Source organism: Methanobacterium formicicum, assembly GCF_029848115.1.
In the GTDB taxonomy this organism is placed as follows: Archaea; Methanobacteriota; Methanobacteria; order Methanobacteriales; family Methanobacteriaceae; genus Methanobacterium; species Methanobacterium formicicum.
Window position 1 is genome coordinate 45,001 of the sequence record NZ_JARVXG010000044.1, and the last position, 12,949, is coordinate 57,949.

Here is a 12,949-nt window from a genome sequence, read left to right on the forward strand (position 1 = left end):
CGCAGAGAAAGCACTGGGAAATCTTAAAAAGTTAAATGTTCTGGATCCAGATAAACTACTATCCCTTGATGATGATACCCTAAAAGAAGCAGTTCGCCCGGCAGGATTCTTAAACCAGAAATCCATGTATCTGTTGAACATTACCCGGTTTTTCCTGAATTTAGATGGTGAAATTCCCACCAGAAAGGAAATTTTAAGGGTAAAGGGTGTGGGGAATGAAACTGCAGATTCCATACTTTTATACGCCTATAAACAACCGGAATTTGTGATTGACACTTACACCAAACGAATCTTCAGCCATCTGAGAATAGTGGAAGATAAAATTAGTTATATGTCTCTGAAAAAACTGTTTCAAGATAATTTAAGCCCAAATGTTCCGGTTTACCAGGAATATCATGCCCTTATAGTGGAACATGCCAAAAGATACTATCAAAAAAAGCCATACGGCATCGAATGTCCTCTTAAAAAGTTAATTTAACAGACCAATGTTTGAGGATTAACCAACCACTATGCGGGAATTAACCAACCACTATGCGGGATTTATCCCTTACGTTGCAACCTTTCCTGTTCTTTTTTAATTTTTTCCTCTAAAAGGGTGTTTTTAATCATTATTTCTTCCTGTGTCTTCATTCGCTCGGTGATATCTATGGAAAGAATGAATATCCCCTCGCTCACTGGATGAATACTGAGCTCGAACCAGGCAGTTTTTCCATCAGGATAGATGAACTTGTTATCGAAGTGATCAGAAACTCGCTCCCCCATACAACGCCTCAAAACAGCAAATAACTCTGTATCCTCAATACCAGGATACATCTCCATCATGGTGTGGCCTAAAAGTTCCTCTTTATTAAAATGGCCCTGACGACTCACTGCATCGTTGACGTAGAGGTAAGTCCAATCATAACCAATGATTTGACATCCTTCCATCATGTTATCCAGTGCACTGCGGAATTTTTTTTCACTTTTAGCCAGGGCCTCCTGGAATTGTTTCAGTTCAGTTATATCCAGGAGAGACCCCACACTCTTCTGGGTACCCGGTATCATGCCGATGTCCAAATGAATGTTTTTTACCACTCCCTCCCGGTCCACAAATCTGAAATCGTAGGTCAATGGTGCTAAGGTTGGATCAATCCGCCGGAGGCGATGGTACTCCTTCATCTTCTCCTGATCCTCTTCAGGGATGAATTCTGTCCAGCTCTTTTTACCCTCAATTTCTTCCCGGGAGTAGCCACTCAACTTTTCAAACTCAGAATTAGCCAGGGAAATTGTGGTATCCTCTTCAATAATTACTGTTGCCGCTCCAGTGTGCTCAAAAATAGCTTCATAATAATTTTCAGATGTTTCAAATTCTTTAACTAAGTCATTTTTATAAACCGTGAGTTCAATGACGTGTTTAAGTTCAAAATCATCATAGGGCTTGGTAATGTAACTAACTGGATCAGTGGACTTAGTTTTCTGGCGAAACTCATCAGCATAGGAGGTAGATGGAGCTAAAAATACTGCGGGCAAATCAAGTTGTTTTATTTCCCTCTGGGTTTTAATACATTCATCAGAGGCAATACCATTATCAGAGGATTTTATATCCATTAAAATAAGATCGGGCTTTGTTTCCCTAGCCATGGTGATTGACGTCTTACCACAACCGACCACATGAGGTACTGAATAACCGAAAGATTCTAAAAGCTGTTTAAGGAATGATGTTTCCTCCACATCATCTTCCACCAGAAGTATTTCCAGATGAGTCATTCCTACCCCCTTATATAAAATTTATGGGAAGTTTTATTAATATTTTGCAGTATCCATACCAAAAAGTTGCATAAACCCGGAGAAGTTTAATAATTGATGTTATAAATAAAGAAAGTAGAGGTGAAGAATATAATAAGTGAATTTTTCAGTTAATTTTGAATAATTATTTAATGATTAGAAGATTATTATTTAAATATTAAAGGATTATGGTGACTTAAATGAACTTCCCAACTCGTCGAATGCGTAGACTAAGAAAGACCCCTCAAATAAGGAAGATACTGAGTGAAACAACCCTTCAGGCAGAAGACTTTATTTATCCCCTTTTCATCAAGGAGGAACTGGAAGAGGGAGCTGGAGAACACATTGACACCATGCCTGGCCAGTATCGTTACAGTCTGGAAGATGCCATTGATGAAGCCAAACGTCTGGAAAAATTGGGCCTGGAATCTGTCCTGTTGTTTGGAATGCCTGAGGAGAAGGATGAACTGGGAACATCAGCCTACTCTGATGAGGGAATAGTACAGCAGGCTGTACATCGCCTGAAAAAAGAAACCGATTTGGTGGTCATCACCGATGTCTGCCTCTGCCAGTACACCACCCACGGCCACTGCGGAATAGTGGAAAACGGGAAGATCCTAAACGACGAAAGCCTGCGTTTACTGGCCAAAACTGCCCTGAGCCATGCGGAAGCAGGGGCGGACATAGTGGCACCATCCGACATGATGGACGGCCGGGTGGGGGTTATTCGTGAAATGCTTGATGACGGAGGATTCCAGGATACCCTGATTATGTCCTACGCTGCTAAATATGCATCCAGTTTCTACGCACCATTCCGTGATGCAGTTTGTTCATCACCCTCCTTTGGTGACCGTAAAACCCACCAGATGAGCCCGGCCAATGTGGAAGAAGCCCTGCTGGAAGTGGAACTGGATTTAGATGAAGGTGCAGATATTATAATGGTTAAACCAGCCATGGCCTATTTAGATGTGATCCAGCGGGTTAAAGAAGAATTCAGAATGCCCACCGCTGCTTACCAAGTGAGTGGTGAGTACTCCATGCTCCGGGCAGGGATTGAAGCACAATATCTCACCAACGAGGCCATATACGAGTCCCTGTTATCCATTAAACGGGCCGGTGCAGATCTTATCATATCCCACTTTGCACCAGACTTCCTGGAAGGTAAACTGGACACCATCTGCTGATTGGGGGAAATAAATTGGAATCCAGTTATGTTTCTAAATGCGCCCAGATAGCCTCAGTACTGGAGGTGAGCGGACATCCAAAACCCGGTAATGTGCACCGCACCCAGAACTTCCCGGACATGGTATTTGAAGATTTTCTCCTCAGTGGAATAGCCATTGGAGAGACCATGACCAAAGCAGCAAAACGAGGACTTAAATATAGGGATACCCCGGATAAATGGGAAAAAATCGGGCTGGGCGAACTGATCCTGGAGGCCGTGACTGAAACTGACCACTGGGTGGCCAACAACACCAACTTAGGGATCGTGATGCTAACCACCCCCCTATCCGTGGTAGCGGGAATGTCTGAGGAGGATACGGTTAACTGGGATACTTTCCGGGATAAAGTTGACCAAATAATAAAGTCAACCACCCCTGAAGATGCTGTTAACCTGTATAAGTCCATAAATATTGCGGATGCAGGGGGAATGGGTGAACAGGAGGAACTGGATGTGGCTGCAGAAAGTTCCCTCCAGAAACTACGTGATGACGGGGTAAACATGTTCGATGTACTGGAGATCTCTGCCCCCTGGGATAAACTGTCCTACGAACTCACCCATAAAATGCCGGTCACCTTCAATGTGGGGTATCCCACATTTAAAGAGGTTAAATCAGAATACCAGCTCAACCAGGCCACAGTACAGACCTTCCTCACCATACTGTCCCGGGTACCAGACACCCTCATCAGCCGCAAATTTGGAGATAAAAAGGCACAGGAAGTATCAGAACAGGCCCAGCATATACTGGATCAAGGGGGAATATTGACCAGTGAGGGAAGGGCAGTGGTGGAAAAATTCGACCAGGAATTAATTGACCGTGGTTTAAACCCCGGCACCACCGCAGATTTCACTGCTTCCTCCATTATGGTTTCCTATCTTGATGGCTACCATGACTATAAAACCAAGTTAGGAAATAAATAAAAGGGTATTCTGGTTGAAGTTTCCGGGTATGAGAATATTGAAATGATTCTTAGTTACCCTTGAAATGATTCTTAGTTACCCTAAAATATTAAATTAAATCATCCTTAACCAGTAACCTGGGGAATAATTCCTTATAAAAATGACCCAAAAATAATGAATTCTTAAAATAAATGAAATTCATCCATTGTATCAACTAAATTCGAGGTTCAAAATGTTAGATAAGATCATCAATGAAATGCACCTCTACGAAAAGAAAGTCCTGAAGGCAGTAGGGGAAGCAGGAGGACAGGCCATACCAGAAGATGTGGCTCGAAGTACTGATTTAGATATAAAACAGGTTATGAGTGCTGCGGGGGCACTGGAATCCAAGGGAATCATAGAAATAGAACGTGATGTAGAGGAAGTGCTGAGCCTCGGTCCTTCGGGAGCCACCTACGCCCAGGATGGATTACCCGAAAGAAAGATCCTGGAAGCACTGCACCAGAACCACACCATCCACATGAAGGATCTGGCCCAAAAATCAGGTATTGACCCTTCCGAGGTTAAAATAGCCATTGGATGGATTATGAAGAAAGGATGGGCAGTCTTGGATAAAGGTAACGTTACCATAACCTCTGAGGGAGAGAAAGCCCTGGAAAAGCCAGGTATTGATGAAGTGCTCCTCAAGACCATCATGGATTCCACCAAAATACTCACCCTGGGCGGTTTATCCAATTCCCTAAATGAAGGTTTCAAACTACTTAAAAAAAGGAAAGGACTTATTAATTTAAATAAAAATTCAAGTTACACCCTCACTGCGACTAAGAAGGGTGAAGAAATACTGGAACATGGTTTCCAGATACGGGAGGAAGCCACCCAGCTTACCCACCAGCAGCTTAAAACTGATTCCTGGAAGGACTTACACTACCGTGGTTACGATATCCAGGCGGAGCATCCCCTCATATTCCCCGGTAAGATGCACCCCCTGCAGCGCACCATACAGGAGATCCGGCGCATATTCCTGAACCTGGGCTTCATGGAGACCAGGGGCACCATCTTAGAATCAGCTTTCTGGAACTTCGACTGCCTCTTCCAACCCCAGGACCATGCTGCCAGGGAAATGCAGGATACTTTCTATGTTAAATCACCTCTAACCACTGACTTACCCTCCGAGGATATGGTGGGAAGGGTAAGTCAGGTTCATGAAGATGGTGGTGCCACCGGCAGTGAAGGATGGGGCTACCACTGGGACGTGGATGTAGCCCGCCAATCCGTGCTTAGAACCCACACCACCTGTGTATCAGCCCGTTATCTTGCAGAAAACGAACCACCCCTCAAGATGTTCTCAGTGGGCCGTGTTTTCCGCAGGGAAACCATAACCTACAAGCACCTCCCTGAATTCCACCAGGTAGAGGGTATTGTAGCTGCCGAGGAAATAAACTTCAAGAACCTCCTGGGAATAATCAAAGAATTCTACCAGCAAATGGGCTTTGAAGTCCGATTCCGTCCAGCCTACTTCCCATACACCTATCTATCCACCGAATGTGAGATTTACCTTCCAGAGAAGGAAAGCTGGATTGAACTAGGAGGATCGGGAATGTTCCGTCCCGAAGTACTGGAACCACTGGGCATAGAAACACCAGTAGCTGCCTTTGGCCTGGGAATTGAAAGACTGGCCATGATACAATTAGGAATCAAAGATATTAGGCAGTTATATCAGAGTGACCTGGGATGGCTGCGTAATTTACCAGTAACCCAGACTTACAGTCAAAAGTAGATTTTAAAAAAAAAAACTATTAAACTGGAATTTCCAAATTCCAGAGGGGGAAAGGGATGATAAAACAGTACATTGCCCTGGCGGCCATAGTTATTATCATGGTAGTGGCCACGGTCATCAGCCTGGATATCCTCCCTAACTCTACTATCCCCCTAAGTTCGGTAGAAGTAACAGAGTATCAAGGCCAAGAATTATCTTCAGCCAGCGATTTTCGTGAAAACTCCATTAAAGGTCCCCAGTATGTGGATATTAACAGTTACCATCTGGAAGTAGATGGACTGGTGGCCCACCCCCGTAATTATACTTACGACCAGGTCAAGAGTTTCCAGAACTATCAGAAAGTGGTTAAACTGGACTGTGTGGAAGGGTGGAGTGTGAACATACTATGGCAGGGCGTTCTGGTGAAAGATATCCTTAATGAAGCCCAGCCATTACCCCCGGCAAACACGGTTATCTTTTATGCTGTTGATGGTTATTCCACCTCTTTTCCCCTGGAATATCTCCAGAACAACCAGATAATAATGGCTTACCAGATGAACAATGCTACTCTTCCCCCGGAGAGGGGATTTCCCTTACAGCTGGTGGCCGAGAGTAAATGGGGTTACAAATGGATAAAATGGATAAACCGTATTGAACTATCCAACAACTCCAGTTACCAGGGTTACTGGGAAAGCAGGGGCTATTCAATAAGTGGCAATCTTAATGAAAGCTTTCTGAAGTGATAATGATATTCTGACTTTACTAACCATTCTATAAGGGCTTTACTAACCATTTTATAAGAATATTAGGAGAGTTAATGTAAATGGATAGAAAAACCACCAAAAAGGCGGTTCATATTATTCTGATGATCCTGATAGTGGTGGTTATTGTCTCCGGCCTGGGAATAACCTATTACCGGAGCATAGAATATATCACCGGAGGATTACTGGATAAAACCCTTTCTTTCCAGCTACACACCCTACTCTTTTTGCCTTTCCTTCTGGTGCTTCTTGTACATCTGTTTTTTTCATGGTTATGGCCTAAGAAAAGGTCAAGGTAGTGGGAGAACAGCACTAGGGAACACTTAAAACCAGGAAGGACCAATAGAATACTATAAATATTAGGTCTTGAATTATAGATGATAACTTAATATTGAACCAATTACATCTTTGAACCAATTACACATGCAGAGAATAATTTTTAACACCCCCTAAATTCCATTTACCACATTATTACCCGAGTTTTAAAGATTTTTTTTTATCGATGTTACCTTTATGGATATTCTTACAATATTAGAGGATGATTATGGTTTCCAGTAACATATTTGGCGCCCGAATCCTGGACCTGGCCCTGGAAGTTGAGGATCACCTGATAATATCTGATCTTCACCTGGGATATGAGGAAGCACTGAACTACCAGGGTTTGATGATACCAAAATTCCAGTATCCCAAGATAATCCACAGGATGGAAGAAATCCATTCCCGTAGCGAATGCTCCCGTATAATTATCAACGGTGACTTGAAACACGAATTTGGGAAAATAAACCGCCAGGAATGGAAGGAAACCCTTAAATTCATAGATTACCTTCAGGAACGATTCCAGGAGATAATCCTCATCAAGGGAAACCACGACCCTCTGACACCCATAATTGCTCAGAAAACCGGGCTGGAGGTTTATAGCAACTATTCAACCGGTAACTTTCAGGTAATGCACGGGGACCGGATCCCGGAAAAATGGGATGAAATTAAAGAAGAAAATATTGTAATAGGTCATGAACACCCTGCAGTGGGGATCAGAAGTGGTGAACGAATAGAAAAAATAAAATGCTTTCTATCCGGAGAGTTCAGGGGGAAAAATTTGATTGTGATGCCCTCCTTTAACTTCATAACCGAAGGATCTGATGTTCTCCATGAAAAACTACTTTCACCATTTCTAAAAGAAATGAAACATGATGAAATGGAAGTTTTTGGTGTTGAAAAATTTGAAACCTTTTACTTCGGAAAAATAAGTCATCTTCTGAAGGTTCAACCAGAACCATATCATTATGACTCTCATTTTATTGATTTTAAATCGTAAACTCTTTAAATCGTGAAAACATCAAATTTTGATTTATAAACTTAAAGTTCCCTAAATTTTAAAAAGAAATTAAGTAACAGAATTAACTGAAAGTATTAGATAAAATGATAACCAAACAGGAAAAAAAATATTCTGATAAAGATATTTACAAAATATTACATCCCTGGGCCAGGGAATGGTTCCAGGGAAAGTTTGAGACTTTTTCTGAGGCACAACGCCAGTCCATAGTGGACATTCACCAGGGAAAGAATGTGCTGGTTTCCTCACCCACTGGTTCCGGTAAAACCCTCACTGCCTTCCTCTCCATAATCAGTGAACTCACCCGCCTGGCGGACCAGGAGATACTGGAAGACCGGGTTTACTGCCTGTACATCTCCCCCCTCAAGGCCCTGGATAACGATATTGAAAAGAACCTGGAGGAACCCCTGAATGAGATCGAAAATATCGCCGGGCGAAAACTGGGAATACTTAAAGCAGTGCGAACCGGAGATACCACCCAGTACCAGCGATCCAAAATGCTTAAAACCCCACCACACATTCTCATAACCACCCCTGAATCTCTCTCCATCCTACTCTGTGCACCCAAGTTCCGGGAGAAACTATCCAAAGTCCGTTATGTGATAATAGATGAAATACACTCCCTGGCCGAGAACAAAAGAGGTGTGCACCTCAGCCTGAGTCTGGAGCGGCTGGAACACCTCACCGGGGGATTTGTTCGCATCGGACTCAGTGCCACAGTTCATCCCCTGGAGAGGATGGCTGAATTCTTGGTGGGTTACGCCTATGGTCAGCCACGGGACTGCCTCATTGTAGATGTTAATTACCTTAAACAGCTGGATATGGAGGTTATCTGCCCGGTTAAGGATATAATAGCCACCGAACCTGATGAAACCTACAAGGCCATGTACCAGATGCTTCACCATCTTATACAGGAGCACCAGACTACCCTTATCTTCACCAACACCCGTAGTGGTACGGAGAGTGTGGTCTTTAACCTGAAGAAAAGGTACCCGGGCAGTTATAATGACCAGAACATTATGGCCCACCACTCCAGCCTCTCCAAAGAGCTGCGTCTGGAAGCCGAAAACAAGTTAAAGGAGGGAAAACTGAAAGTAGTGGTTTCTTCCACCAGCCTGGAGCTGGGGATAGATATTGGTTACATTGACCTGGTGATACTAGTTTCCAGTCCTAAATCCGTCTCCCGGGCCTTGCAGAGAATAGGCCGTAGTGGCCATCAGCTGCATGAGAAGTCCAAGGGAAAAATGATGGTGGTGGACCGTGATGATCTGGTGGAATGTGCACTCATCCTGAAAAACGCCCTGGAAGGCAAGATCGATGAGATACACATCCCGGAAAGCTGCCTGGATGTATTGTCCCAGCAGATCTATGGTATGGCCATTGAACAGCGTTGGGACCTGGATGAAGCCTTCCAGCTTATCCGGGGGAGTTATCCCTACCGTGAACTCTCGGAAGAGGACTATAAAAGTGTACTGAGCTACCTGGCTGGTGAGTACACCCGCCTGGAAGATCGTTATGTCTACGCCAAGATATGGGTGGATTGGGATGAAAACCGCATGGGTAGAAGGGGTAAACTGGCCCGAATGCTCTACTCCACCAATATTGGAACCATACCTGACCGTAGCGCTGCAGTGGTTAAATGTAGTGGTGAGGTGGTGGGACATATTGAAGAAGACTTCATGGAGAAACTGAAAAAAGGAGATAGTTTCGTACTGGGTGGCCGTATCTACCGTTTCAATTATGCCCGGGGAATGAGTGTCAATGTCAGCCCAGCCTCGGGTCCCCCTACCATACCCTCCTGGTTCTCGGAACAACTACCTCTATCCTTTGATCTGGCCCTTTCCATACAGAAGTTCCGGGAAATACTGGAGTGGGAATTTAAAAAGGGTCAGAATAAAGAGGATATTATCCAGTTCATACACCAGTACCTCTACGTGGATGAAAATGCCGCCCATTCCATATACCAGTACTTCCGGGAGCAGTATCTCTATGCCCTGGTCCCCCACCTTAAAACCCTCCTGGTGGAGTATTACACTGGTTTTGGAGGCCGTAAATTCGTGGTGTTCCACACCCTCTTCGGTAGAAGGGTTAACGATGCTCTCAGCCGGGCACTGGCCTATGTTATCGCCCGGAGGTACCGCCACGATGTGATGATCTCCATCTCCGACAACGGATTTTACCTATCCAGTGAAGGGAAAATTGGGGCTCTGGAGGCCTTCCAGGAATTAACCCCTGAAAACCTGGATGAATACCTTAAAGAAGCAATTGACCGTACTGAAACACTGGCCGGGCGTTTCCGGCATTGTGCCGGGCGTTCGCTCATGATCCTGCGGCGTTACAAGGGACGGGAAAAATCCGTGGGGCGCCAGCAGGTTAGGGGTAAGATCCTCCTGAAGTTCGTGAAGGAACTGGATCCCAACTTCCCCATACTTAAGGAAGCCCGCCGGGAGGTTATGGAGGATTTCATGGATGTGAATAATGCCCGGAAAGTTTTAGAACTGGTTGAAAATGGTAAAATGGAAATTAAACAGATTAACACCAAAATCCCATCCCCTTTTGCCTTCAACCTGGTATCACAGGGATATCTGGATGTCCTGAAGTACGAAGAGAGGATAGAGTTCATCCGCAGGATGCACCAGGCCATCATTAAGGAGATTGATGGTTAAATCCCCTATTTTTAATCCCCTCTTTTAATTTAACACACCATTCCCTCACCCTAGTGAAAATCAGCACCAAATATTGCCAAAAGTATTTCCCTTGGTGAGAATCTATTAAAAGCAGGACTTATGAAATGCAATCTAAGTGATCCCAATCCAAAGGGGGATTATTACCTTAGGATAAATAACCTTAGGGATGAATATATTTTCAGAAGATTGAACTTTAATATAATAAGCCACAGGTGAAGGCATGATGAAAAATAACAACACATCAGGGTTGAACGCCCAATTCATACGGGTTGTATGGTGTGATAACGCCAATATAATCCGGGGAAAGGCAGTTCATGTGGATTCAGTTGAGAACCAGAAAGTATCAGTGGGTATTTCCCGTGGCCAGCAGGGGGTCCCGGTGATGTATGATGGTGTAGTGGCTGAATCTGGACTGGATCCAGTGGGGGAAATAACACTCCGGGGAGATATGTCCACATTAACACCATTACCCTACGCTCCAGGTCATTTCCGGGTTATGGGAGACATGTTTCAGGATGGAAAAGTATGGGGGAACTGTCCACGCGGTTTTTTAAAGAAAATGATCAAAACCCTGGAAGAGAAGGGTTTGAAGGTTAAAGCGTCCTTTGAAAACGAATTTTACCTTCTAAAACAGGAAATGACCTTAAATGATAGGAACTCTAAAAACAATAACCGTCCATCCTACCAACCCGGAGATTTTACTCCCTTTGCCTCCACACAATCCATGGATTTAAACTATCCTGTTATTATGAACATAGTTGAATCCTTAATTGCCCAGAACATTACTGTAGAACAGTATTATCCTGAATCCGGGCCTGGCCAACAGGAAATAACCGTGGGGTACTCAGATGCACTGCAGGCTGCCGATAACCAGGTTATATTCCGGGAGACAGTTAAGGCCACTGCCCCCCAACATGGATTAATAGCCTCCTTCCTGCCTAAGATCTTCCCGGATAAGGCCGGAAGCGGGTGCCACTTGCACCTTAGCCTGTGGAAGGATGATAAGAACATCTTACAGAACCAGGACACAGAATATGGTATTGGTAAAACTGCTCAGGCATTTATAGCTGGCATACTGCACCATTTACCTGCACTGATGGCCATAACCACACCAATACCCCGATCTTACCGCAGGATCCGACCCCATATGTGGAGTGGGGCCTTCCAATCCTGGGGTTTCAATAACCGTGAAGCCGCAGTCCGGGTGATCCAGGAAGAAAATGGCAAAATAAAACATTTTGAATTGAAAACTGTGGATGCATCCTCCAATCCTTACCTGGCCATGGGTGCAGTTATAGCCGCCGGACTCCATGGTATTCAGGAGAAGATGAGGTTGGAGGAACCAGTACAGAATGATCCGGCCGCTCTTTCACCAGAGGAAAGGGATGAAAAGGGAATTATACCACTCCCCGGTAATTTGGGAGATGCAATTGATGCCTTAGGGAAGGATAAAACTATATCCGATGCCATGGGGCCTGAACTTTCCAGGTCATATCTGGCAGTAAAGAAAACAGAACATGAAGACCTGCAGGCCATGCATTCCCAGAAGGAAGTTGAACTGTTACTGGAAAAATATTAATTTACCGGGGAATTTTTTTACAGGGTGAATTGGGGTTCCCGGTAAATGGATTCTATCAATTTCTCGGCATGGACCACCTGTTGGGGCTTTCCACTAACTGCCAGCCAGATGGAACCCTCGGCACCTGCCACACCACCGGCAGCCACCAGTTCGGTCTGGGCACCAGTCAAGCTGCAGATGGCATCTGTTTCCGTGAAAACTTCACCCACCACCGGTAACAGGCGTGGGCCTTCTGCCCCCGGGGAGTTTAGTCTTAGTGAAAGGTCATCCAGATCCGTAGAAACTCGTTTTTCCAGCCCCACCGGTAGAATTAAGCGTACCCTGCGCCCTACCACAGCTTGTAATGCTGCTCCAATGGTTCCACCCTGAGGATGACCAATGTAGATGGCAGCTTTCTTTTCAGGAATTTGCAGGGCATTGGCACCCTTCAGTATCACATCACCCTCTTTAAGATCATCAACCACATCGAATATGGTTAAGCCCTTCTTCCAGACACCGTCAACTATGACCACATCCCCTGGAAACCCAGTTTCATCTTTAAGTCGGCCAGATTTACTGGTTAAACCTACTGGTGGTAGTACTATGCCCCTGAAGAACCTTTCTCTGGAAAATCCTCCCAGTTGACCAAGGGATGTTAAAATCTCTTCCGCCACGTAGCCGTTGGTTGTTCCGGCGATTATAACCAGGGTCCCTGATTTTAAGGCGGATTTGATGGAGGGATGGTCCACCAATGCCCGGGCTATCAGTCTCTTACCTGCTGCCGGAGTGATTAAAAACTGTTTCATAACTAAACCACCATTTTCTCCATTTTTATATATTTCCTATTCACCTGCTTATTTTTAGCTCCAAATATCATGAAATAATTTTTTTAGTCCACCATATTTTACCTTAAATAATGATTTTACCTTAAATAAAGATTTAGGGTCTTAGTTTTTTCAAGTTTCTGA

At 44.4% G+C, this 12,949-nt stretch carries 11 protein-coding genes (1 of these 11 cut by a window edge); 9 read left to right on the forward strand and 2 right to left on the reverse strand.

The window, feature by feature from the left end; genetic code table 11:
• On the forward strand, window positions 1-478 hold the 3' portion of the coding sequence (locus tag QC759_RS05275; RefSeq protein ID WP_048073466.1) for an endonuclease III domain-containing protein. The gene continues 218 nt to the left of window position 1, outside the view; 478 of the gene's 696 nt are visible here — the last part of the coding sequence; its start codon lies beyond the left edge, outside the window; the stop codon is at window positions 476-478.
• A 62-nt stretch (window positions 479-540) separates the two neighbouring features.
• Here QC759_RS05275 and QC759_RS05280 read toward each other — a convergent pair whose 3' ends face one another.
• Window positions 541-1,746 carry a PAS domain S-box protein gene (locus QC759_RS05280; protein WP_048073467.1) on the reverse strand — a complete coding sequence of 402 codons (1,206 nt, stop codon included), beginning with the start codon at window positions 1,744-1,746 and terminating at the stop codon, window positions 541-543.
• A 218-nt stretch (window positions 1,747-1,964) separates the two neighbouring features.
• Between QC759_RS05280 and hemB the strand changes: the two genes are divergently transcribed.
• From hemB to QC759_RS05320, 8 genes are all read left to right on the forward strand, one after another.
• On the forward strand, window positions 1,965-2,948 hold the full coding sequence (gene hemB / locus QC759_RS05285) for a porphobilinogen synthase (protein WP_048073468.1): 984 nt from the start codon (window positions 1,965-1,967) through the stop codon (window positions 2,946-2,948).
• 14 nt (window positions 2,949-2,962) lie between these two features.
• Entirely contained in the window at window positions 2,963-3,907 is a 945-nt protein-coding gene (locus QC759_RS05290) for a triphosphoribosyl-dephospho-CoA synthase (RefSeq protein WP_048073469.1), read from the forward strand.
• 211 nt (window positions 3,908-4,118) lie between these two features.
• The gene (gene pheS / locus QC759_RS05295) at window positions 4,119-5,663 is read left to right on the forward strand and encodes a phenylalanine--tRNA ligase subunit alpha (RefSeq protein ID WP_048073470.1); all 1,545 of its coding nucleotides are present in this window, start codon (window positions 4,119-4,121) and stop codon (window positions 5,661-5,663) included.
• 56 nt (window positions 5,664-5,719) lie between these two features.
• Window positions 5,720-6,385 carry a molybdopterin-dependent oxidoreductase gene (locus QC759_RS05300; protein WP_048073471.1) on the forward strand — a complete coding sequence of 222 codons (666 nt, stop codon included), beginning with the start codon at window positions 5,720-5,722 and terminating at the stop codon, window positions 6,383-6,385.
• 80 nt (window positions 6,386-6,465) lie between these two features.
• Window positions 6,466-6,702, forward strand: a complete 237-nt coding sequence (locus QC759_RS05305) for a hypothetical protein (protein WP_048073472.1) — start codon at window positions 6,466-6,468, stop codon at window positions 6,700-6,702.
• 245 nt (window positions 6,703-6,947) lie between these two features.
• Window positions 6,948-7,718: a metallophosphoesterase gene (locus QC759_RS05310; RefSeq protein WP_048073473.1), complete on the forward strand. Its 771-nt coding sequence runs from the start codon at window positions 6,948-6,950 to the stop codon at window positions 7,716-7,718.
• Between the two features lie 104 nt (window positions 7,719-7,822).
• Window positions 7,823-10,402: an ATP-dependent helicase gene (locus tag QC759_RS05315; RefSeq protein WP_048073474.1), complete on the forward strand. Its 2,580-nt coding sequence runs from the start codon at window positions 7,823-7,825 to the stop codon at window positions 10,400-10,402.
• Between the two features lie 241 nt (window positions 10,403-10,643).
• On the forward strand, window positions 10,644-12,002 hold the full coding sequence (locus QC759_RS05320; RefSeq protein WP_048073475.1) for a glutamine synthetase family protein: 1,359 nt from the start codon (window positions 10,644-10,646) through the stop codon (window positions 12,000-12,002).
• Window positions 12,003-12,019: 17 nt separating this feature from the next.
• On the opposite strand, the gene QC759_RS05325 is transcribed toward QC759_RS05320, so the two are convergent.
• Complete coding sequence (locus QC759_RS05325; RefSeq protein WP_048073476.1) at window positions 12,020-12,787, reverse strand: hypothetical protein; 768 nt, start codon at window positions 12,785-12,787, stop codon at window positions 12,020-12,022.
• Window positions 12,788-12,949: the final 162 nt, after the last annotated feature.

Coding starts and splice junctions, on each gene's coding strand:
- QC759_RS05280 (WP_048073467.1), bottom strand. CDS start 1,746: ATGACTCATCTGGAAATACTTCTGGTGGAAGATGATGTGGAGGAAACA.
- hemB (WP_048073468.1), top strand. CDS start 1,965: ATGAACTTCCCAACTCGTCGAATGCGTAGACTAAGAAAGACCCCTCAA.
- pheS (WP_048073470.1), top strand. CDS start 4,119: ATGTTAGATAAGATCATCAATGAAATGCACCTCTACGAAAAGAAAGTC.
- QC759_RS05300 (WP_048073471.1), top strand. CDS start 5,720: ATGATAAAACAGTACATTGCCCTGGCGGCCATAGTTATTATCATGGTA.
- QC759_RS05305 (WP_048073472.1), top strand. CDS start 6,466: ATGGATAGAAAAACCACCAAAAAGGCGGTTCATATTATTCTGATGATC.
- QC759_RS05310 (WP_048073473.1), top strand. CDS start 6,948: ATGGTTTCCAGTAACATATTTGGCGCCCGAATCCTGGACCTGGCCCTG.
- QC759_RS05315 (WP_048073474.1), top strand. CDS start 7,823: ATGATAACCAAACAGGAAAAAAAATATTCTGATAAAGATATTTACAAA.
- QC759_RS05320 (WP_048073475.1), top strand. CDS start 10,644: ATGATGAAAAATAACAACACATCAGGGTTGAACGCCCAATTCATACGG.
- QC759_RS05325 (WP_048073476.1), bottom strand. CDS start 12,787: ATGAAACAGTTTTTAATCACTCCGGCAGCAGGTAAGAGACTGATAGCC.